The sequence below is a fragment of the Litoreibacter ascidiaceicola genome (genome assembly GCF_900129235.1).
Classification (GTDB): Bacteria; Pseudomonadota; Alphaproteobacteria; order Rhodobacterales; family Rhodobacteraceae; genus Litoreibacter; species Litoreibacter ascidiaceicola.
Genome location: NZ_FQUV01000004.1, coordinates 1 through 22,755, shown reverse-complemented (window position 1 = coordinate 22,755; position 22,755 = coordinate 1). Strand labels below are relative to the sequence as shown.

The 22,755-nt window shown below is 56.5% G+C and carries 17 protein-coding genes and 1 riboswitch; of the genes, 4 read left to right on the top strand and 13 right to left on the bottom strand.

All coding sequences use genetic code 11. From position 1 onward, the window contains the following. Positions 1 to 6 precede the first annotated feature (6 nt). Entirely contained in the window at positions 7 to 1,008 is a 1,002-nt protein-coding gene (locus tag BUB72_RS08965) for a DctP family TRAP transporter solute-binding subunit (protein ID WP_073143725.1), read from the bottom strand. 244 nt (positions 1,009 to 1,252) lie between these two features. Here BUB72_RS08965 and BUB72_RS08960 point away from each other — a divergent pair, with 244 nt between their 5' ends. Genes BUB72_RS08960 through BUB72_RS18615 form a run of 3 tightly spaced genes read left to right on the top strand, consistent with a single transcriptional unit; the run spans position 1,253 to position 4,470 of the window. Then, on the top strand, positions 1,253 to 3,028 hold the full coding sequence (locus tag BUB72_RS08960) for an ATP-binding protein (protein WP_073143023.1): 1,776 nt from the start codon (positions 1,253 to 1,255) through the stop codon (positions 3,026 to 3,028). Further along, on the top strand, positions 3,003 to 4,241 hold the full coding sequence (locus BUB72_RS08955; RefSeq protein WP_073143020.1) for a sigma-54-dependent transcriptional regulator: 1,239 nt from the start codon (positions 3,003 to 3,005) through the stop codon (positions 4,239 to 4,241). The genes BUB72_RS08960 and BUB72_RS08955 overlap by 26 nt, the downstream gene beginning before the upstream one ends. Positions 4,242 to 4,266: 25 nt before the next feature. Then, positions 4,267 to 4,470 carry a hypothetical protein gene (locus BUB72_RS18615; protein WP_139250645.1) on the top strand — a complete coding sequence of 68 codons (204 nt, stop codon included), beginning with the start codon at positions 4,267 to 4,269 and terminating at the stop codon, positions 4,468 to 4,470. Positions 4,471 to 4,512: 42 nt separating this feature from the next. On the opposite strand, the gene BUB72_RS08950 is transcribed toward BUB72_RS18615, so the two are convergent. From BUB72_RS08950 to BUB72_RS08935, 4 genes are all read right to left on the bottom strand, one after another. Continuing rightward, on the bottom strand, positions 4,513 to 5,061 hold the full coding sequence (locus tag BUB72_RS08950; RefSeq protein WP_073143018.1) for an NADPH-dependent FMN reductase: 549 nt from the start codon (positions 5,059 to 5,061) through the stop codon (positions 4,513 to 4,515). Positions 5,062 to 5,212: 151 nt separating this feature from the next. Next, positions 5,213 to 5,644, bottom strand: coding sequence for a universal stress protein (locus tag BUB72_RS08945; protein ID WP_073143016.1), 432 nt, complete (start codon positions 5,642 to 5,644; stop codon positions 5,213 to 5,215). Continuing rightward, positions 5,641 to 8,250, bottom strand: coding sequence for a TRAP transporter permease (locus BUB72_RS08940; RefSeq protein ID WP_073143013.1), 2,610 nt, complete (start codon positions 8,248 to 8,250; stop codon positions 5,641 to 5,643). Before BUB72_RS08940 ends, BUB72_RS08945 begins: the two co-directional genes overlap by 4 nt. Before the next feature lie 97 nt (positions 8,251 to 8,347). Then, a complete protein-coding gene (locus tag BUB72_RS08935) occupies positions 8,348 to 9,316 on the bottom strand; it encodes a TAXI family TRAP transporter solute-binding subunit (RefSeq protein ID WP_073143011.1) in 969 nt (322 codons plus the stop codon). Positions 9,317 to 9,727: 411 nt separating this feature from the next. On the opposite strand from BUB72_RS08935, the gene BUB72_RS08930 reads away from it, so the two are divergent. Beyond that, positions 9,728 to 11,047 (top strand): aspartate aminotransferase family protein, encoded by a 1,320-nt coding sequence (locus BUB72_RS08930; protein WP_073143008.1) that lies wholly within the window; start codon positions 9,728 to 9,730, stop codon positions 11,045 to 11,047. A 40-nt stretch (positions 11,048 to 11,087) separates the two neighbouring features. Here BUB72_RS08930 and BUB72_RS08925 read toward each other — a convergent pair whose 3' ends face one another. From BUB72_RS08925 to gcvT, 8 genes are all read right to left on the bottom strand, one after another. After that, positions 11,088 to 13,328, bottom strand: coding sequence for a xanthine dehydrogenase family protein molybdopterin-binding subunit (locus BUB72_RS08925; protein WP_073143006.1), 2,241 nt, complete (start codon positions 13,326 to 13,328; stop codon positions 11,088 to 11,090). Between the two features lie 4 nt (positions 13,329 to 13,332). Beyond that, positions 13,333 to 13,788, bottom strand: a complete 456-nt coding sequence (locus BUB72_RS08920) for a (2Fe-2S)-binding protein (RefSeq protein ID WP_073143004.1) — start codon at positions 13,786 to 13,788, stop codon at positions 13,333 to 13,335. A 74-nt stretch (positions 13,789 to 13,862) separates the two neighbouring features. Beyond that, positions 13,863 to 14,594, bottom strand: a complete 732-nt coding sequence (kduD, locus tag BUB72_RS08915) for a 2-dehydro-3-deoxy-D-gluconate 5-dehydrogenase KduD (protein ID WP_073143002.1) — start codon at positions 14,592 to 14,594, stop codon at positions 13,863 to 13,865. Beyond that, complete coding sequence (gene kduI, locus BUB72_RS08910) at positions 14,591 to 15,415, bottom strand: 5-dehydro-4-deoxy-D-glucuronate isomerase (protein WP_073143001.1); 825 nt, start codon at positions 15,413 to 15,415, stop codon at positions 14,591 to 14,593. The genes kduD and kduI overlap by 4 nt, the downstream gene beginning before the upstream one ends. Before the next feature lie 149 nt (positions 15,416 to 15,564). Then, a complete protein-coding gene (locus BUB72_RS08905; protein WP_073142999.1) occupies positions 15,565 to 17,610 on the bottom strand; it encodes an NADH:flavin oxidoreductase in 2,046 nt (681 codons plus the stop codon). 91 nt (positions 17,611 to 17,701) lie between these two features. Continuing rightward, positions 17,702 to 20,548: an aminomethyl-transferring glycine dehydrogenase gene (gene gcvP, locus BUB72_RS08900; protein ID WP_073142996.1), complete on the bottom strand. Its 2,847-nt coding sequence runs from the start codon at positions 20,546 to 20,548 to the stop codon at positions 17,702 to 17,704. Between the two features lie 13 nt (positions 20,549 to 20,561). Continuing rightward, positions 20,562 to 20,921, bottom strand: coding sequence for a glycine cleavage system protein GcvH (gene gcvH, locus BUB72_RS08895; protein ID WP_073142994.1), 360 nt, complete (start codon positions 20,919 to 20,921; stop codon positions 20,562 to 20,564). Positions 20,922 to 20,937: 16 nt separating this feature from the next. Beyond that, positions 20,938 to 22,053 (bottom strand): glycine cleavage system aminomethyltransferase GcvT, encoded by a 1,116-nt coding sequence (gene gcvT, locus BUB72_RS08890; protein ID WP_073142990.1) that lies wholly within the window; start codon positions 22,051 to 22,053, stop codon positions 20,938 to 20,940. A 159-nt stretch (positions 22,054 to 22,212) separates the two neighbouring features. Continuing rightward, positions 22,213 to 22,299, bottom strand: a riboswitch (glycine riboswitch). Positions 22,300 to 22,755: the final 456 nt, after the last annotated feature.

Genomic DNA, 22,755 nt, shown 5'->3' with positions numbered 1-22,755 from the left:
CAAAGCTCAATGTTTGGCATTGATTTCTTGTGCAGCTGCGATGTTTTCAGCCCCAACATCTGCTTCGAACTGCGACCAAACCGGCTTCATCGCTTCAACCCATGCTGTCCGCTGTTCTGCTGTCAGTTCGCGCACCGATCCGCCGGCAGCAAGGATTGCCTGCTTGGCTTCCTCGTTCACCTTTGCGGATTCAGAGTTACGGGTCACAGTGACCTCCTCGAGGATCGTCAGGAACTGATCACGCACGTCTGCGTCGAGGCTATCAAGCCAGTCGACAGAAGCCACAACCATGTAGTCGATGATGCCGTGGTTGGTTTCGGTGATACCGTCCTGAACTTCAAAGAACTTCTGGCCATAGATGTTGGACCAGGTGTTTTCCTGACCATCCACAACGCCGGTTTGTAGCGCGCCGTATACCTCGGCGAATGCCATCGGTTGCGGCGATGCGTCAAGCGCCTCCATCTGGGCGACCAAGACATCAGATGGCTGAACGCGGAACTTCAGGCCAGCAGCATCAGAAGGCATTTCCAGCGGTTTGTTCGCAGAGATTTGCTTCATCCCGTTGTGCCAGAATTGCAAACCTTGCAAGCCGCGCTTCGCCATAACACTTTTCATGGCTTCGCCGGCTTCCGACGTTTGGAACTCGTCTACTGCGTTAATGTTCTTGAACATGAATGGCAGGTCGAACAGGCGATATTGCTTGGTAAAGCTTTCGAACAGGGACAGCGATGGCGCGCCCAGTTGAACGTCGCCTTGCAGGATGGCTTCGAGCACTTGCTCGTCTTTATAGAGCGTGGAGTTCGGGAAAACTTCCATGCAGGCCTTGCCTTGCATTTCGTCATTCACACGCTGCTCCAGCAGAGATGCAGCAACACCTTTGGGGTGCTTGTCGGTGTTGGTTACGTGGCTGAACTTGATAACCAGTTCGCCTTCGTCACACGCTGCGGCTGCAACGGATGGAACAAGGGCTACTGCAGCGACGCAAGCCGCTTTCAAAAGAGTTGTCATGGTTTCCTCCCAATGGAATTTCAATCGGACGGGCTCCCCCGCCGGATGCTTGGAGCATTGCAAGAAGCCCCCAAGCGGTGCAAGCTGATCATTCAAATCTGATTTTATCACTTTATTACATATGGTTATCTATACAGCTTCAGATCCGAACGCCTTAAAAATGCGGAATTTCGCACGTTTTTTGCTGCCGCGCCTGTAAAACTTGCGATATTTCGCACAATCAACTGTGGCGAATCGAGGGAATATGGGCAGAGCTCCGCGCGTCAAGAAGCTGCATATCTTCGCCGCCACCTACGTGGTCTTGTCACTTGCCTTGGTCGCAACGGTCTATCAACTCAGTCTGAAATCGGGGCTTGATCAACTTTCACGCTCTGGAGCCGTAATCGTAGAGCAGTCAGCCGACCGCTTGATAGCCCAGTTGGAAAGCTATCGAGAGCTTACAGACTTGATGGCGCGCCATCCGCAAATATCAGCACTTCTTGAAGGACGTTCCACCACAGAGCGCACGTCGGAATTCATGCTGCGGACGGCTCTCATCACCGGCACGAAAGAAATTCATGCGCTTGATGCAAACGGCAAGGTTCAGGCGTCGTCAATCCTAGAAGATCAACCCCAGATCATTGGTACCGACTGGTCGGGTCGCGCGGATGTCGTCGCCGCACGTACCCGCCGGATGGGTGTCTACCATTCTGCCGACGAAAACGGTCAGCGCAGCTACTATTTCGCCCGAAGTGTCCTGCGCGACGACAGCAGCCCTCAAGGTTATGTCGTGGTCAAAGTGAACATGGACGAACTTGAGGCGGAGTGGCGAATTGACGAAACGGTGGTGACGTTCTTCGACCCTGCCGGCGTTGGATTTGTGTCTAATCGCTTGGGTCTCGCCCTTCGGCGAGATGAAACGCTCGAACGCGTGCCGCCTGCGACCTTCGACTACCCAGCAGGGCTAATTCAGCAACTGCCCAGCTACACGCCTTCTGCGGTTGGCGGAGTGACCCTGTTGAACTTTCCCAAAGATAGTGAAATGCCGAGCCGTGCGCTGGCGGTTTCGCAAGATGTCCCTCTTATTGATATGACAGCCCGTGCGTTCATGGATGCGCAGCCTGCCATCAGTCAGGCCCGATTGCTTGCCTCGTTGTCTGCTGCTCTGCTGTCGTTGTTCGGCTTGGGTTTTGCCATTTTCGTGCAAAGCCGAGCCCGCCTTGCGGATCAACTGCGTCTGGAAGCTGAGGCAAACACCAAGCTGGAAGCGCGCGTTGCCAAGCGAAATGCACAGCTACAAAAGGCACAAGACGATCTTGTTCAAGCGAGCAAACTAACCGCCCTTGGTCAGATGTCGGCAGGCATCAGCCATGAGCTGAACCAACCAATATCAGCTATTCAAAACTATGCTGCGAATGCCAAAAAATTGATCGAACGCGGCCGCGAACCCGAGGCGAGCGAGAACCTGACGCTGATATCAGAACAGACCCAGCGTATGGGTCGTATCATTCACAATCTACGCGGCTTTGCGCGGAAGGAAACAGAACCTTTGGAAAAGGTGAACGTCGCTGAAGTGCTAAGCGCGTCGCTGGAGTTCGCCTCGCAACGGATTAAATCTGAAGGAGTTACGTTAAACGCGACGACGGCACCCGAAGCGTGGGTTGATGCCGGACAAGTTCGTCTGCAACAGGTAATCGTGAATCTGCTGTCAAACGCGGTAGATGCGTTAACCGATTGTGCGCGTAAAGAAATCACGGTTTCACTGAGTAAGCGACGTGATCAGGTGCAACTGGTGATCTCGGACACCGGTCCCGGATTGGCAGATATCGAACGCGCGTTTGAGCCATTCTACACCACCAAAGAAATCGGCGCATCCAAAGGACTGGGCCTTGGCCTGTCCATCTCCTATGGAATTATCGGCAGCTTCGGAGGATTGCTAAGTGTCGAAAACCTGGCAGCAGGCGGAGCGGCATTCACCATAACCCTCCCTGCACTCTCAACACCGGAGGCGAAAAATGACCCCGACATTGCTTCTCATTGAAGACGACTCTGCTTTACGTAAATCGCTGGCTCAAAGCTTTGAGCTGGAAGACATCGCGGTGATCGCGGCCTCTAGCTTTGTGATGGCCAAGTCTCATATCGTGCGCGACTTCGAGGGTGTAATCCTTTCCGACATCCGGATGCCGGGAAAGGACGGGTTCGACGTTCTCAGCTATGCGCGCAAGATTGATCCAGACCTGCCCGTGGTTCTGCTAACCGGTGAAGCGGATGTGCCGATGGCCGTTCGTGCCATGGCGGAAGGCGCCTACGACTTTCGTCAAAAGCCTTGCCCACCGGAACAATTGGTCGAAGTCGTAAACCGCGCGATGGAACATCGCCATCTCGTCCTGCGGTCGCGCAACATGGAGCGAAAGTTGCAGGCCGGTGACGCCGCAGCGGCAAACTTCCCAGGAACGTCATCGCCGGTTGAACGACTGCGCGCGGCCTTGCGTCAGGCGGCAAGTCTGCCGGTTCATATCTACCTCCACGGCCCCGCCGGAGCAGGTAAAAGACTAGCGGCCCACACTATCCATGCGCTTGCGCCCGATAAGCAGCGGTTCATCTCGCTGTCACTTCGGGACACTGGCGCGGACGCTCTAAAGGCGCTCGACCTGACGTCGCAACCCACGGACCTGTCTGTCAAATCGCTTGATGTAGCCAACTCCGTCCAACAGACCGCCTTGTTGGACCTTATGGAGCAGTTCCCGGATTTGCGCGTTATCGCGTCTTCGCCACATTCCCTTGAGAAACTGCGCGACGCGGGCCTCCGCGACGATCTGTTCTATGCGCTCGACATGCTTCAGATCGAAGTTCCCTCGCTCGCGCAAAGACGAAAAGACCTTGCAGTTATTTTCGAAGCACTGGTCCGACAGACCGTGCGCAGTATGAATGGCGATATGCCCAAGATTCCAGAGAGCCTATATGCGCAGGTAATCGCACGCGACTGGCCTGATAATCTTCCGGAACTCCGCAACTTCGCCCGCAGTTTTGCTCTGGGTTTGAATGTAAAAACTGAAGCCAACAGCTGTGCCGAGCTTGGTTTGGCCGAGCAAATGAACGCTTTCGAGAAGCTCGTTCTAACCGACACGTTGCGCCGTTTTGGTGGCAAATCTGCTGCCGTTGCGGATGCGTTGGAGCTTCCGCGGAAGACCCTCTACGACAAACTCGCAAAACACGACCTACGCGCGAAAGATTTCCGTAGCCCACAATCCTGAGCCGAAACGACATTCCGAAGGTCCGTTGGCAAATTCCAGTCCAGAAGGTGCATTTGGGCAGCGTTGCATCTACATTCCGGCGAGTTCCAATTTCCTCCCCGATGTCAAAGAAGATGCGATGCACCAATTGGAAGGCCGGCTGGCAAGTGACACCGCAAAAGCCTTGATCAATTCCAGCGTAGTCGACGGCGAGGCGTTTTTCACCTTTAACGCCCAGCAGTTGAGATGAGAGGCGGCGCGACGGGTAAACTCAACCACCGCGCGACACTTTCTAAATCGACGCGTCCAAGTCACTCAGAGACTGTAAAAGTGCGCGGTTCAGCGCCGGGTCGGTCAAGCGACCTGCCTCGGCATCAAATTTCTCAGCAAAGGGACCGACGGAAAAGCTGCCTTTGATCTCTGCACCAAAAAAGCCAGCCGACTCTTTTGCCGCAGCCATTACGTTCGCACCACCGCCGCCACCAGCGGATGCAGACATTATGACCGCGGGTTTGTCTTGAAAAACTTTCTTGTCGATCCGGGACATCCAGTCGAACAGGTTTTTCCAAACCGCCGTATAGTGGCCGTTGTGTTCAGCGTATGAAATCAGAAGGGCATCTGCCGCCCCGATCTTTGCATGAAACTGTTTTGCCAACTCTGGGACGCCGCCCTCTGCTTCGCGGTCGGCGCTATAGATCGGTATCTCGAAGTCATTGAGGTCGAGGATTTCGATCTCCGCATGGGGGGCCACATCGCTCTGGAATACTTCAGTGGCATGGGTCACGAGACGTTTGTTGATTGAGGACCGGCTGTTGGAAGCCGCGAATGCTAGTATCTTCATTTTGAGGTCCGTTCGTTGAGAAATTCTTGTCTCCAACCTGCACCTCCACAAATATTCACACAACACTGACCTGCGCGCAGCTTCTGTGCGTCAACGCAAAAGCCCGACCAAATGGCCGGGCTTTTCTTGATTTTACATCTAAGTCTTTACGCTACCGCACGACATACACCGAGCAATTGGCGTGCCTGACAATGCGTGCCGCATTTGGCCCAAGCAAGTAGTCTGCAAAGTCTGCTTTGCTGGCACCAACGACGATGAGAGACGGCTGTGCTTTTTTCGCAAGCTTTAGGACTTCCTCATAGGCGCGCCCCGTGGCCACGACATGACGGACTTTCGCATTCTGATCCGGATCGAGAGCTGCGCTGACCAACTCATTAAGATGCAGTTTGGCCTCGGCCACCATTTTGTCATGATGGTCCTTGTTGAAGAAGCTGCCGACCGTACTCATTCCGAAATCCGGAACGACCGCAATCACGTCAAGCTGTGCCTCATCCAGCGCCGCCATTCGGGCAGCCGTTTGGATCGTCTTGAGGTCGTCTTGACCGTTACTGATATCTACCGCGCATAAGACAGGGTTTGTCATGCTGGAATTCCTTCCCGAGAGATGCGGGCGCGCTGCATAAGCGCTACCAAAGCCAAAAGGATCAAGGCGGGAATGAAAACCCACTCCTTCGCCATTTGATCAGACGGTGCCTGAACCGTCGCGATTTGAACGGGGGTATCCGCGTAAAAATCAAAACTGCTCATCGTGTCGGAGAACGGAGTGCCAAACAGCGGCTCTTCCATTTTCACCACGCCGTCCTCATCCAATAGCATCACGCCAAACTCGTTCAAACGATCTTCACCGGTGCCATCACCTTTGATCGGCATGACGAGGGTCGTCTCCTTTGCCTCGCCAGTATCAAAGTCCGGACCAGACACAACGATACGCAACTCTTGCCCGTCACTTGCGTTGCCCACCGCTGATGCAAAGCCTGAAGGCTCGACAATCTGGAATGGCGGCTGGATGCGGTCCATCACGAAGTCCGGTCGGAAAAGCGCGAACGCGATGGCGACCAAAGCGACACTTTCATAAATTCGGCTTTTGGTCAGGAACCAGCCCATAGTGCCCGCCGTGAACACGAGGATCGCAATCGAGGCCGTCATGAAGACCAGTATCCCCTGCATCCATGTCACATCAATCAACAACAGGTCAGTGTTGAAAATGAACACGAACGGCAATGCCACGGTGCGCAAGCTGTAGAAGAACGCCACGAAGCCGGTCTTGATCGCGTCCCCACCCGAAACGGCGGCAGCGGCAAAACTTGCCAAGCCAACGGGCGGCGTCACATCGGCCATGATGCCGAAGTAGAACACGAACAGGTGCACGGCGATCAACGGTACGATCAGACCCGACTGCGCCCCCAACTCCACCACAACGCCCGCCATGAGCGAAGACACCACGATGTAGTTGGCTGTCGTCGGAAGGCCCATGCCAAGGATCAACGACAAAAGCCCGACCATCACCAGCATCAAGATAAGATTGCCGCCGGACAGGAACTCGACCAGATCAGCCATCACCTGCCCCACGCCCGTTAGGGTCACAGTGCCGACGATCACACCAGCGGTTGCGGTCGCAAGACCGATACCAATCATGTTGCGTGCGCCGTCGATCAGCCCTTGGATCAGGTCGGCTACCCCCGCCTTGATGGCGTTGGCAGTGTCGCTTTCTCCACGGAAGATTGCCTTCAAGGGACGCTGTGTCAGCAAGATCACGAAAAGCAGCATAGTCGCCCAGAAGGCCGACAGGCCGGGGGATTTTTGTTCGATCATCAGGAAGTAGACCAACACAATGATCGGCAGAAGGTAGTAGAGGCCGGATTTGTAGATTTCACCCACGACAGGCAGTTCAACTTCCTCAGCGTTGGGGTCGTCCGGCTCCAGATCAGGAACGCTCGACGCAAGCCACAACAGGCCGGCATAGGCTGCGAAGATCAGCAGCGACATGACTGTCGCAGAGGCATTCGGCACCGCCGAGACGATCCAGCCTACCGGGTATTGAACCCCGTAACACAGCCCCGCAAAGCCAAGGAAAAACGCCATCATGCCCCCGATAGTTTTCCCCATCGAGACCACGCGGTTGCCAAGAACCGGCATGTTGCTCTTCACCGCTTCAAGATGAACAATATAGACCAGCGCGATGTAGGAAATCGTCGCGGGCAGGAAGGCGTGCGTGATCACTTCGACATAGGATATGCCCACATATTCCACCATCAAGAAGGCCGCAGCCCCCATGACCGGCGGCATGATCTGCCCATTGACGGAACTTGCCACTTCAACGGCGCCAGCCTTCTCGGACGAGAAGCCCACACGTTTCATCAGCGGAATGGTAAACGTGCCTGTGGTCACGACGTTAGCGATGGAAGAGCCTGAGATCAGGCCTGTTGCAGCGGAGCCGACAACAGCGGCCTTTGCAGGCCCGCCTTTCAGGTGGCCCAACGCGCCGAACGCCATTTTGATGAAATAGTTGCCAGCACCTGCCTTATCTAGCAACGCACCGAACAGCACGAAGAGGAAAACGAACTTGGTGGATACCCCCAAGGCGATGCCGAACACACCTTCTGACGTGATCCACATATGGCTCATGGCTTTCTTTAACGACGCCCCTTTCCAGCGGATCACATCCGGCACCAGATCAGAGGACCCGAAGAACACGTAAGCCAAGAAAATCGTGGCGATGATTGCCATCGCGGGGCCAAGCGCGCGGCGGGCACCCTCGAACAGGATCAGCAGACCGGCGAGCGCGAACCACTTGTCCATGTCGTCGGCCAGACCACCTGCGTCGACGATCTTCTGGTAGAAGAAAAACCCGTACATCGCGATGAACGCGCCGACCAAGCCAAGTACCCAATCCGCGATTGGAATGTAGTGGCGCGGGCTGGATTTGAAGGCAGGATACGCCATGAAGGCAAGGAACACGGCAAAGGCCAGATGCACCTGTCGGGAATTATTGATGATGTCGCCCGGCAAAATATAGTTCGCCAAAGGTGAAGCCAGCAGAACCTGAAATAGGGACCATACCACGGCAACAACCGCGAGCAGCGTACCAACGCCCCCCGCCGGGTCGCGCGCGCCGGCGTCGGATGAGGCTACGAGATCTTGTAGCTCTTCCTCGCTCAAGGCGCGGTTTTCTGATTGATTATCTGTCATAAATCCCCCGGTCGGAAAGCCTGAATTTTATCAGTGTTTTTTGTCTGGTGAGGTGGTGTGGGAGGGGCGTTTCCGCCCACTCCCGAAAGCTATGATCTTACTCGATCAAACCTTTTTCTTTGTAGTATTTCGCAGCACCAGGATGCAGCGGAGCCGACAGACCAGCGGTCGCCATCTCTTTAGGGTCGAGATTTGCGAAAGCAGGGTGCAGCTTTTTGAAGTCTTCGAAGTTTTCGAACACAGCGCTGACGACGGCATAGACCGCATCGTCAGACACCGCAGTCGAGGTCACAAAGGTAGCCCCCACACCGAACGTGCCAACGTCGCTGTCATTGCCGCGATACATTCCACCAGGAACGGTAGCTGTCCGGTAGAACGAGTTCTCGCTGATCAATTTGTCGACGGCTTCGCCATCCACAGTCACAAGCACGGAGTCACATGCTGTGGTTGCCTCCTGGATCGTGCCAGACGGGTGACCAACGGTGAATACCATCGCGTCGATCTGATTGTCACACAGCGCTGCGGATTGCTCGGCAGGCTTCAGCTCGGACGCCAGTGTAAAGTCATCCGTGGTCCAACCTTTGGCTGCCATCAGAACTTCCATCGTGCCACGTGCACCTGATCCCGGGTTACCGATATTGACGCGCTTGCCCTTCAGGTCATCGAAGTTTGTGATGCCTGAATCGGCACGGGCGACGACGGTGAACGGCTCCGGGTGCACGGAAAACACGGCGCGCAGACCTTCAAACGCCCCAGCGTCTTCGAATTTCGACGTCCCGTTATAGGCGTGGTACTGCCAGTCGGACTGCGCCACACCGAACTCCAATTCACCTTCGCGAATGGTGTTGATGTTGTAAACCGAACCACCAGTGGATTCGACCGAGCAACGAATGCCGTGCTCTTTGCGGCCTTTGTTCACCAGACGGCAAATCGCGCCACCGGTCGGATAGTAAACGCCAGTTACGCCACCGGTGCCGATGGTGATAAACTCTTCGGCGAAGGCAGCTGGTGCCATCATGGCCCCAACAGCGAAGCCTGCGACGGACAGTTTCAGGTTAATTGACATCAATAGTCTCCTCTTTTTGATGTTTCGTCTCGGGTCGGGTACCTTGAAGGCCCCATACCTCGGTTTGTGTTCAGTTTCGGCCTTCGGCTTCCACGTTTCTAGCGTGCGCAGGCATCCCCCACGGCTGGCCAACATCCCGATCATGGTCTCTACGAAGACGAGAGTCGACGCATAAGATAAAAAGAAATGCCAGCTTTATGATCGCACGATGGGGCTTGCCATCGCGGAAATCAAGGCAGTGCACAGGTGGGTTCTGAGAGTATCGGACAAAACCGCAAATAACTCAGCAGGCTCATTTACCAATTTTTAAAGGGCCAATTCGGCACGATGATTACCGCATTCGATCCTGATACTATTCAACCGGCTGCTCTCATGTATCATTGTCGACAACCAACAATTCAGGATCGAAACGTGTCACACATTTTTCCGCGCCATACCAAATCCAACCTTCCCGTTGTTGCGCGTGGAGAGGGCGTTTACCTCTACGATCAAAGCGGTAAGGCATATTTTGATGGCTCAGGGGGGGCTGCAGTATCTTGTTTGGGACATGGCGACACGGACGTGACGGTGGCCATCAAAACACAGCTCGATTCTATTGCTTTCGCACACACAAGCTTCTTCACCTCCGATCCCGCCGAGCAGTTAGCTGACAAACTGATCGCACATGCCCCGGAAGGGATAGACCGCGTCTACCTTGTCTCGGGTGGGTCCGAGGCAATGGAAGCCGCGTTGAAGCTAGCGCGGCAGTACTTCGTCGAAATTGACCAGCCGCAGCGTCGGCACATCATTGCGCGCAAGCAAAGCTATCACGGCAATACACTTGGCGCGCTTGCGACTGGAGGCAATGAATGGCGGCGCGCGCCGTTTGCTCCGATGCTGGTAGAAACGACGCATATTTCGCCCTGTTTCGAGTATCGCGGGAAACGCGCTGAGGAGACGACCTTGGACTACGGGCTTCGTGTCGCGAACGAACTGGAGGCCGAAATTCAACGGCTTGGTGAAGACAGCGTAATCGCCTTCGTCGCCGAACCAGTTGTGGGTGCTACAGCGGGAGCGGTCCCTGCGGTGCAAGGCTACTTCAAGCGCATCCGCGAGATTTGTGACCGATACGGCGTCCTGTTGATCCTGGACGAAGTGATGTGCGGGATGGGCAGAACAGGAACGCTGTTCGCAAGCGAACAAGACGACGTCGTCCCGGACATTGTCGCAATCGCCAAAGGCCTCGGCGCTGGCTATCAACCGATTGGGGCGATGCTCTGTTCCGCGGCGATTTACAAAGCCATCGAGAATGGCAGCGGATTTTTCCAACACGGGCACACATATATCGGCCATCCGGTCGCGAGCGCAGCGGCCTTGGCCGTGCTGACGAAGTTGACAGATGGCGGCCTCGTCAAGCGTTGCGCGATGGTGGGTGAAAAACTAAACGACGCGCTGCAAAATGCCTTCGGGCAACATCCAAACATTGGCGACATTCGTGGGCGCGGGCTGTTCAGAGCGTTGGAGTTCGTCGAAGACCGCAGTTCCAAAACGCCGTTCGCACCGGAGCGGGCGGTTCATAAAGCGTTAAAGAAGGAATGCTTCGAGGCGGGCCTAATCTGCTACCCGATGGGAGGGACGATCGACGGCAGAAATGGCGATCACATCCTGCTCGCCCCGCCATTCATCATGGAAGAGGCGCACATTGACGAGATCGTCAGCAAACTTCAGATAGCGATAGACCGCGTTCTGTGATGGCAGGTTTTAGGCTTCTGAATGAAACCGGGCCCTGACGTTACACGAAATCAATGTGCTTGTTGAACGGCATCTCCCGAATGCGTTGCCCCGTCGCGGCAAAAATCGCGTTCGCCAAAGCTGGCGCCGCAGGAGGTACCGGCGGTTCCCCGATCCCTTTGACAGCACTTCCGTTCTCCAGCCCTTTCACAAAGATTTCAGGGCATTGATTCAGGCGCATCCCCTCGTGGGTGTAGAAATTTGACTGCTCCGCCATGCCGTCCGAATACGTAATCTCGCTGTTTATCGCGTGTCCGAGGCCCCAGATCACGCCCCCCTTCATCAGGTTGTCAAAGTTGATCGGGTCTACCACGCGGCCCACATCGGCGGCGACCCAGACCTTGTCGATCTTGATCCCGCTATCCGAATTCGTCACTTCAACGACCTCCGCGACCGGCACACCAAAAGATAATACAAACGCGACACCACGCCCGCGATTGGGGCCGAGGGCACCGCCCCAGTTGGACATCTCCCCCACGGTTTCCAAGACTTTCCGCGACACGTCGTGGTTCATCAAGCGAAGCCGTTCTTCAAGCGGGTCGGCGCCCGCAGCGTGGATCAACTCGTCCAGCGCGCAGTCCGAGAAGAACCCGCCACTCGAAGCTCCAACCGAACGCCAAGACGAGGTCGGAGCGAGTTCCGGCACTGCATAAGCCCGCACCCTGAAGTTCGGGATCGCATAGGGCTGCTCCCATGCGCCTGCAACGATCTGGCTATCAGGACCGGGCAATGATTGCCCAAGTCGCCCCATCTGGGAACGTGACGATGACACTGTCGCAATCTGCAAATCATGTGCGATCACCTTGCCGTCCTTCACGGCCCCTTTGGAGCGGCTCATGCCGATCTGGCGGGTGAAATCCTGCGCAAAATCTTCTTCGCGGCTAAAGATGATCTTGATCGGCGTTCCGCGCATCTGATTGGCAGCTTCCACCGTCGCAGTGATGTTTTCAAACTCCAGACGGTGCCCGAAGCTGCCGCCACCATATTGGTTGTGAAAATAAATCTGCGCAGGATTGTGACCTGTAATCGCCGCGATCTTGTCGACAGCAAAGCGCGGCATCTGGTGCGTTGCCCAAACATCCACACGATCGTCGGTAACCTGTGCGACTGCGCTGATCGGTTCCATGGGCTGGTGCGCGACATAGGGCGCGCGATATTCCATCTCAAGCGTTTCCGCACCTTCTAACGCGACATCGACGTGCCCATCGTTGCGCCACTCGGAGTCGAGCCGGTCGTCAACAAATGACGCCGCAATCTCGTCCCAATGCGCATCCTGTTCCGCTGGATAGGCCGCAGGTGCCCAGTCGTAGTCGATTGCGTCTGCGGCTTGAAAGGCCGTCCATGTATTGTCAGCCAACACCGCAACGCCATTGGTGATCGGCAGCACTTTGCGAACCCCCTTCATAGCTTCAGCAGCAGTTGCATCATAGCCGTTCAGCGGAGCGCCTTTGCGCGGGTTCATCCGCACCGTGCCGTTGAGCATCCCGTCGAGATACATGTCGATGCCGTAGTCCATTGTGCCAGTCGACTTGGCAACAACGTCCAATCGCTTCATGTCTTGGCCAACCAATCGCCACCTGCTTGGATCGCGCAAAGGTACGTCCGTGACGGGCTCAAGTTTTGCGGCATCCGCCGCGAGGGTTGTGTATGTCAGCTCGCTTCCGTCGGGAAGCTGGACCGCGCCGTTGCTCGTGTTCAGTTCCGAGACCGGAACGCCAGATTTTTGCGAAGCGGCCAGTTTCAGCGTCTCACGTGCGGACGCACCCGCCGCGCGCAGCTTGTCGAAGCTGTCAGGTGTTGAGCTGGAGCCACCAGTTACCTGCGCGCCAAGCACCTTGATGGCAGCGCCCATGACCGAACGCATCGTCTCCGCTGCGAAACTCTTGTCAGTCGACATGAACGGCACGGCTTCACTCGCCATCGCCGTGTTGTAGTAAGCCGCGCTTGGTTGGCCAAAACTGATCTGGAATTGACCAAACTCGATATCCAGCTCCTCCGCGATGAGGGCCGCCTGCATGGACGCCACCCCCTGCCCAGTATCTGCGTGCGGCACGATCAGGGTAACTGCTTCGCTGCTGACCAAAACCCACGGGTTAAACGTCGCTTCACCATTCGCAAGCTGATCAGCCAACGGATTATCGTGCGGCTTGCGCACCACATAGGTGCCGAAAGCGACACCACCTGCCAGCGCGACAGAGCCTACCAGAAATGAACGCCGTGCGATTGTACGTGCTTTACCCATGACCCTATCCCTCCAGTTTCGCGGCGGCGCTTTTGATCGCGGCGCGGATGCGTGGATAGGTGCCGCAACGGCACAAATTGCCGGACATGGCGCCATCAATGTCCTCATCGCTTGGCGTGGGATTATCTGACAGCAAAGAGGCCGCTTGCATCATCTGGCCGGATTGGCAGTAACCGCATTGTGCCACCTGATGCTCGATCCAGGCTTCTTGAACCATGTGCAGCGCGTCGGGCGTGCCCAACCCTTCGATGGTTGTGACGTCGCCTTCCAAATCACCGATAGCTATTTGACAGGACCGCACCGCCTCACCGTCGACATGCACGGTGCAGGCTCCGCATTGTGCGATGCCGCAGCCGTATTTGACGCCCGTGATTTGCAATTCGTCACGCAGCACCCAAAGCAAAGGCATTTCTGCGGGCACGTCTACGTCGTGGGATCGTCCGTTGACAGTGATTTTCATGCGGCTCTCCATGCGTTGCTTTGGCCTACAAATTGAGACCAAGCCGTGCTTTGTCAAGCTAACGCAGGGTTAACTCAGCGCGCCAACCAACCACCATCGACGTTAAGCACCGCACCGTGGATATAGTCCGCTGCGGGTGAGGCCAGAAACACGGCCGCTCCGCCGATGTCCGACGCTTCGCCCCATGATCCCGCAGGTATGCGGTCCAGAATGGCTTTGTTGCGCTCCGGATCGGCGCGCAGCGCGTCGGTATTGTTGGTAGCGATATATCCCGGAGCCAACGCATTGACGTTAATACCCTTGGCCGCCCATTCGTTCGCCAGCAGCTTGGTTAACCCGGCAACACCGTGCTTCGATGCGGTGTAGGACGGCACTCTAATCCCGCCCTGAAAAGACAAGAGTGAGGCGATGTTGACGATACGTCCGCGACCTTGTCGCGCCAGCACGGCACGGGCAAACGCCTGACATGTGAAAAACACGGCCTTCAGGTTCACATCCATCACGTCGTCCCAATCGGCCTCGGTGAAATCGGTGCTATCCTCACGACGAATGATGCCTGCGTTGTTCACGACGATATCAATGTGCTGGTCCGTGAACACGTCCCGCGCGGCCATTGGGTCTGAAAAATCAAGTTCAAGCGCGGTCCCGTTCGGAACCTTCGTCAATGTCTCTTCCATGGAGGAACGTCCGGCACAGACGACTTCCGCCCCCGCGTTGCCAAGAGACACCGCAATTGCTTGTCCGATCCCGGTGTTGGCTCCGGTGACCAGAGCGCGCTGACCATCCAGCCGGAACGGGTCGTTCATCGCAGATTTCCCATTGGCACCATATCCATGTCGGTAAAATCAATATTGTCACCCGCCATCGCCCAACAGAATGTATAGGCGGCGGTACCAACACCGCTGTGAATAGACCAAGGCGGGGAGATCACGGCCTCTTCATTCGCCATAACGATATGACGCGTCTGCGATGGCTCCCCCATCAAGTGGATGACGCGTTGGTCTTCGGGCAGGTCGAAATAGAGGTATGCCTCCATGCGACGATCGTGAACATGCGCAGGCATGGTGTTCCAAATCGAGCCGGGAATAAACTGGGTGTAGCCCATCACCAGCTGGCAGGTTTCCACCACGTCCGGATGTAAGAACTGGTAGATCACCCGCTCGTTTGCCTGCTCCTTGGAGCCCAGCGGAACTTTCTTCGCCTCGTCAAGGCGAACGAGCTTCGTTGGGCAAGCTCGATGCGCAGGGGCCGACAGAATGTAAAAGCGTCCAGCCCCCGAAAACTCAACGTCACCGTTGCCCATCCCGATATAGAGAATTTCGCCGCGGTTGAGCGTGTGTGCTGCCCCCCCGACGGTAACCTGACCCGGGTCACCGATATTCAGCACACCAAGTTCACGGCGTTCCAGAAAGCTTGCGGTGCCAGTCTCTGGAACTTTGTCGAGCGTCAGCGTCCCATTACCGGGAACAGCACCACCAATGACCAGCCTGTCGTAGTGGCTGTAGACCAACTTAATTTCACCCTCGACGAATAACCCACCAATGTGGAAATGGCTGCGAAGCTGCTCGGTATCCAGGGTCTTGGTCGTGGCGGGATCGATAGCGTAACGTGTTTCAGCTTTAGGCATGGCTTAGTCTCCTTGGAAATATTCCTGTGGTGGTTCTTGAACCCAACAAATCAAAGGGATCGTAGATTGCATACGCTAACTGGTATTCTAATATTCCAGTTAGGTAAGGAGGTCAATTATCTGGATACACCCAAGGAAAGTCGAAACGCCTAGATTGCCCGCGTCAGGCGCAACGCATCATAGATCGCCGCATGTGTATTGCGTGCAGATACGGCATCACCAATGCGGAACAGTTGGAACGTTCCTTTAGCGTTGCGCACAACTGCTTGAGGCTCGCAGGATATAAACGCGTCCTGATCCAACGCCCCACCATTCGAGCTGTGAGGCCTAAGTTCATGGTAAAGGTCGTCCATCGGCAGAGTTCCGTAGTTGACCACCACCTGATCATAGTCGGCTTGATGCGTATGATCGCTGTAGTCCGTGCCAATCGTGGCAGTGAGCTTGTTGCCAGACTTTTCCACCCCCAAAAGGCGGCGCGTCACGGTGAATGTGACGTCCTTGTCTTGCAGAGACCGCATGTAGGGCACGAGGTTCATTGCCATGATGTCCGGCGCAAAGACGCGATCCGGTGTCATGACCTCGACCTTCGATCCGGCATTGGCGGCAACTTCGGCGGCTTGAAGACCCGGGTGATCACCACTTTCGTCATAGATCAACACATTGTCGGCAGGCTTTACATCACCGGAGATGATATCCCAAGCGGTGACAACATGATCCGCTTCGCGACCTGTCTCGAAGAGTTCGGTATTGGGCATGCCACCGGTCGCAATGATTACCACGTCAGGGTCCAGCGCCATGACATCGCCAGCCTCGGCCCACGTGTTGAACTGAAAACTGACATCGCGCGCCGCGCATTGTGCCATGCGCCAGTCGATGATCGAGATCATCTCTTTTCGGCGCGGACTTTGAGCGGTTAGCCTAATTTGGCCGCCGGGGTCAGGTTGAGCCTCGAACACCATGACGTCGTGGCCCCGTTCGGCGGCAACCCGTGCGGCTTCCAGACCAGCGGGACCAGCGCCGACGATCACGACCTTGCGCCGCGTCTTAGCGGGCTCGATCTTATGCGGCATCGTCAGCTCGCGCCCGGTGGAGGGGTTATGGATGCACAGCGCCTCCCCCGCCTGATAGATGCGGTCAAGACAGTAGGTGGCACCGACGCAGGGGCGAATATCCTCCTCCCGCCCTTCCATTATTTTCTGGACGATATGCGGGTCCGCCATGTGGGCGCGGGTCATGCCAACCATGTCCAGCAACCCCGATGCGATCGCGTGGCGCGCCGTTGCCACGTCAGGAATGCGCGCAGCGTGGAAGGTGGGCATACCGGTCGCCTTGCGCACCTCGCCCGCGAAATCCAGATGAGGGGCGCTCTTCATACCTTGCACGGGGATCACGTCGGTCATAGCTGGATCAGTTTGGATGCGCCCGCGAATGACGTTCAGGAAATCCAACTGGCCGGAGGCGGCCAGCTTCTTGGATATCTCGATTCCCTCCTCCGCCGTGATGCCACCTTTCTGCGCCTCGTCGGCGGTGTAGCGGAAGCCTACGATAAAGTCGTCGCCCACACGCTTGCGCATGGCGGCCAGAACGTCCATCGGAAACCGCATGCGGTTTTCCAGCGTGTCAGCCCCGTATGGCCCCACCAGATCGTTGGTCAGCGGCGACCAGAACTGGTCCAGCAGGTGGCCGTAAACCTGCAACTCGATCCCGTCCATGCCACCTGCCTTCATCCGCTCAGCGGCGTCGGCGAAGTCGGTTATGATCCGCTCGATATCCCAATCCTCGATCAGCTTCGGGAATGCGCGGTGTGCAGGTTCGCGGTGTTTGGAGGACGACACAGACGGCAGCCAATCGCCCTTGTTCCATGTGGTGCGCCGCCCCAGATGTGTCAGTTGGATCATCATCGCACAGCCGTGCTCGTGGCAGCTGTCGGTCAGTTCCCTGATCCAAGGAACGACCTCGTCTTTGTAAACCAACACGTTGTTGAACACCGGTGGGCTGTCTTTCGAGACCGCGGCAGACCCCGCCGTCATCGCCATAGCGACCCCCGCTTTAGCGCGCTCCTCGTGATAGGCGCGGTAGCGTTCCTTCGGCATCCCGTCTTCGGGATAGGCCGGCTCGTGACTGGTGGTCATGATCCGGTTTTTCAACGTCAGATGCTTGAGTTGATAGGGCTGCAACAGCGGGTCGGTGGACATGGCGTCATCCTTTGCACGAGGTGGCTTGTGCTGACGCTGGCCAAAAACAAACCCGCTGTCAATTTTTGCAATGACAGCGGGTTAGATTGGTTTACTCCGCCGCGTCGGCGTAGCTTTCCATAGGTGGACACGTGCAAGTCAGGTTCCGGTCGCCCCACACGTTGTCGACCCGATTCACAGGGGGCCAGTATTTGTCCACGCGGAACGCACCTGGAGGGAAGCAGCCTGTCTCACGCGAGTATGGACGATCCCAGTCCTTCACCAGATCTTCCATTGTGTGTGGTGCGTTCTTGAGCGCGTTATTCTCCGCATCCATTTCACCGTTTTCAATGGCAGTGATCTCGGCACGGATGGCGAGCATCGCGTCGCAGAAGCGGTCAAGCTCGGCTTTGGTTTCGGACTCCGTCGGCTCGATCATCAGCGTGCCGGCCACGGGCCAGCTCATCGTTGGCGCGTGGAAGCCGCAGTCGATCAGGCGTTTGGCAATGTCGTCCACAGTGACATGGGCGCTGTCCGCAAACGGGCGCGTGTCGATGATGCACTCATGCGCCACACGACCAGACGGGCCTTTGTAGAGGACGTCGAATGCGCCTTCCAACCGCTTGGCGATGTAGTTGGCGTTGAGAATTGCAACACGCGTCGCTTGGGTCAGCCCTTCACCGCCCATCATCAGGCAGTAGGCCCACGAGATCGGCAGCAACGACGGAGATCCGAAGGCGGCAGCGGAGACCGCACCGCACTCGCCCGTAGCAGGATCAGATGGCAGGTGCTTGATCAGATGTGCCTTAACCCCGATCGGCCCCATGCCCGGCCCACCGCCGCCATGCGGGATGCAGAACGTCTTGTGCAGGTTCAGGTGGCTCACGTCGCCGCCAAGATCACCCGGGCGGGACAGCCCGACCATCGCGTTCATGTTGGCACCGTCGATATAAACCTGACCGCCATTGTCATGGGTGATCTTGCAGATATCAATCACGGTCTCCTCGAACACGCCATGCGTCGATGGATAGGTGATCATGCAGCCTGCGAGGTTATCAGCGTGCTGAGCAACTTTGGCGCGAAAATCTTCAAGGTCGATATCACCGTTCGCAGCCGACTTCACCGGCACGACCTTCCAACCAACCATCTGCGCGGAGGCCGGATTGGTGCCATGTGCCGACATCGGGATCAGGCAGATATTGCGATGGCCCTGCCCGTTGGCGCGATGATAGGCGGCAATCGTTAGCAGCCCCGCCAGTTCACCCTGCGCGCCGGAATTCGGCTGCATGGTCAGACCATCATAGCCGGTAATTTCGCACAATTTCGCTGACAGATCGTCGATCATCTCGCGGTACCCTGCGGCCTGATCTTCTGGCACATACGGGTGCAACAGCGAGAACTCGTCCCACGTTACAGGCATCATTTCCGCGGCCGAGTTCAGCTTCATGGTGCAGGACCCGAGCGGGATCATCGCGCGGTCCAGTGCAAGATCACGGTCTGCGAGCCTGCGCATATAGCGCATCATTTCCGTCTCGGCGCGATTCATGTGGAAGACTGGGTGCGTCAAATAATCAGATGTGCGCAGCAACTCATCAGGGATGCGATACTCGGCGTCCAGATCAACGTCACGATCAGCAATGCCAAAGGCGCGCCAAACGGCGCGGATGGTGGCCGGGCGCGTACGCTCGTCCAGCGTGATACCCACTCGGGTCTCCCCCACGCGGCGCAAGTTGATCCCTTCGTCCACGGCTGATTTCATAACCGCTTCTTGCAAAGGGCCAACCTCAACAGTGATCGTGTCGAAGAAGGATTTTGGCTCTACTTTGAAGCCCTGCTCTTCCAGCCCGCGGGCCAAGCGCACAGTTTTGCGGTGAATCCGTTGCGCAATCGCCTTGAGCCCCTCAGGACCGTGGAAAACCGCATAAAAGCCTGCCATCACAGCCAACAAAGCTTGTGCGGTACACACGTTAGAGGTCGCCTTTTCACGACGGATATGCTGCTCACGGGTTTGCAGGGATAGGCGGTAGGCGCGGTTGCCGTGGCTGTCGATGGACACGCCGATAATGCGACCTGGCATGGCACGTACATGCACTTGTTTGGTCGCCATGTAGGCCGCGTGCGGGCCGCCATAGCCAACGGGCACACCGAAACGCTGAGTGCTGCCGACGGCGATGTCGGCCCCCATGGCACCGGGCTCTTTCAACAAAGTCAGCGCCATTGGGTCTGCTGAGATAATGCCAATGGAAGATTGCTCATGCAGCTTTGCAATCTCGTCCGTAAAATCGCGCAACGTGCCGTGCGTGCCGGGATACTGGAAAATCGCACCGAAAACGGAGCTTGGGTCTAGATCGTCAGGGTTGCCAACGATGATCTCTATGCCCAGCGGAGCAGCGCGGGTTTTCATCACCGCGATATTCTGCGGGTGGCAGTTCTCGTCGATAAAGAAGCCTGTCGCTTTCGACTTGGCGACCCGTTGCGCCATTGTCATGGCTTCGGCGCAAGCCGTGGCTTCATCGAGCAAGGAGCCGTTGGCAATTTCCAGCCCCGTCAAGTCCGACACCATGGTTTGGAAGTTCAACAACGCCTCCAAACGCCCTTGGCTGATTTCCGGCTGGTAGGGCGTGTAAGCCGTATACCATGCCGGATTCTCCAGAATGTTGCGCTGGATGGCGGGCGGAGTGACCGTGCCGTGGTAGCCCTGCCCGATCAATGACGTAAGCACCTTGTTCTTGCCGGCAACTTCTTTCATGTGGTGCAGCAACTCACGCTCAGACTTGGGTTTTCCGAAATCCAAAGGCTGTTTCTGCCGGATTTCGGCCGGAAGCGTGTCGTCAATCAACGCTTCGAGGTCTTTCGCCCCCACGACCTGCAGCATCTGTTCCATTTCGGCCGGTGAAGGGCCAATATGGCGGCGATTTGCGAAGTCGTAAGGCAGGTAGTCGGTGGGGGTGAAAGTCATGATTGCGCTCCGCTTATTCGATCATTGCTTTGTAGGCAGCTTCGTCCATGTAGGTGTCCATCTGAGAGGGATCAGATGGCTTGATTTTGAAGAACCAACCCTCGCCCGTCGCGTCGTCGTTTGCCAAACTGGGCGTATCGGCGAGCGCGTCGTTCACGGCAACAATCTCGCCGTCCAACGGGGCCGAAATGTCGGATGCGGCTTTGACGGATTCGATCACAACGACCTCCTCGTCCTTGCTCACTTCAGCGCCGACTTCCGGCAGCTCAACGAAAACGATGTCGCCAAGCTGCGTGGTTGCGTGCTCAGTGATGCCGACGACAACAACGTCGCCTTCAGTGCGAAGCCATTCGTGTTCTTCAGTATATTTCATTGAGTCTCTCCGTTGTTTATCGTTTGAAATTGGCCGGTGTGAACGGCATCTTGGTGACGGTTAATGGCATCCGCTTACCGCGCAACTCGCCATAGACGGTGGTTCCTGCAGTTGAGAGTTCTGTCGGGATATACCCCATCGCGACCGGTCCTTCGACCGTCGGACCGAAGCCACCCGATGTGATGGTACCGATTTGAACGCCCCCCTCGGGTGCGTCAAATAATGGAACACCTTCGCGCATCGGCGCTCGCCCCTCGGGGACAAGGCCCACACGTTTACGCGCCGCTCCGGATGCTAATTCAGCAAGGATGCCCTCTGCTCCGGGGAAGCCACCCTCTCGTTCCCCGCCAGCGCGGCGCACCTTCTGAATGGCCCATATCAGACCGGCTTGTACCGGTGTCGTTTCGGTATCGATGTCATGTCCGTAGAGGCACAGGCCCGCTTCCAAGCGCAGTGAGTCTCGCGCTCCCAGCCCGATAGGTTCAACGTCATCGTGATCTAGCAGCACCTGCGTAAGTGCTACCGCATCAGCGTTGGGCACAGAAATTTCATACCCGTCTTCGCCTGTATAGCCAGAACGCGATACCCAGCATTCTGCCCCGTTGAGAGACAATGTCGCCACGTCCATGAAGTTCATGTCCGCTGCGGCCGGATTAAGCGCGCTCAACACGTTTTCCGCGGCTGGTCCTTGCAGGGCAAGCAGCACGCGGTCAGAGATTGGAGTAATCTGCGTCAAGGGTTCTAGTTTTGCCTTCATATGGGCAATATCGGCATCTTTACAGGCGGCATTCACAACCACGAAAATGTGATCTCCGCGGTTGGCCAACATCAGGTCGTCAGAAATTCCGCCGGTATCGGTCGTGAAAAACCCATACCGTTGACGGTTCTCTGCCAAACCTGCGATATCTACGGGGATCAAACCCTCTAGGGCGGAAGCCGCATTGTCACCGGTCACGATGACCTGCCCCATATGGCTGACATCGAACAGTCCTGCCTTTGCGCGGGTGTGAATGTGCTCTTTCATAACACCCAACCCGTACTGCACTGGCATGGCGTAACCTGCAAAGGGGACCATTTTCGCCCCGAGGCTTACATGCAAATCATGAAGTGGCGTGTGCAGAAGGTCTGACATTTTCCGGCCCTTTATACGTAACGGGCCGATGGATCTGTCTGATCAGCATGCGGCACCAAATAACGCGTGGTTGTCCACACGCAAGATGCCCGCTCTGTCCTTTTGCCTGAGATCGCTATCCCTTCGGCGGGTGACCAAACACCTCTCTCCAGATCTTTGCCAGTTGCGTCGGTCCATTTGGCCTGAGAGTTTCCGGGGCGGTTGCTCCTTCGGCACCAGCTTGGCTGGTTCTCCCGACGTGACTGCACTTGGGAAGAGCCATACTGCTGCACTCCAAGCTCTGTCAGATGAACTTCGAAACGGTGTAGAGTCAAGCTAAAGAAGACTCCTATTCAAGTGAATGATTGATGGGGAGGCTGCGGTTATTCGTCCTTGGTTTGTAAAAGGGTTCAGGCGTCTTGAAGCGCGTAGAAGGTTTCCCCACTTTATACTCGCTATAGGGCCCAAAGCTGCGCGTAGTGGGTGGTCGAAGGGAATAACCGGGTCATGGCGCCACCCGATTGGCGCGCCAGCACAACTAAGTGTGACAGTACACGTAACCTCCTGCATCCACAGAGTTTCCACGGCTGTTTTCTTTCGAACGCAGAAAGCCACCCGAGGGCGGATCGTAAACTATGGTATTTCTGGGGTATTAGTTTTGGTTGCGGGAGTAGGATTTGAACCTACGACCTTCAGGTTATGAGCCTGACGAGCTACCGGGCT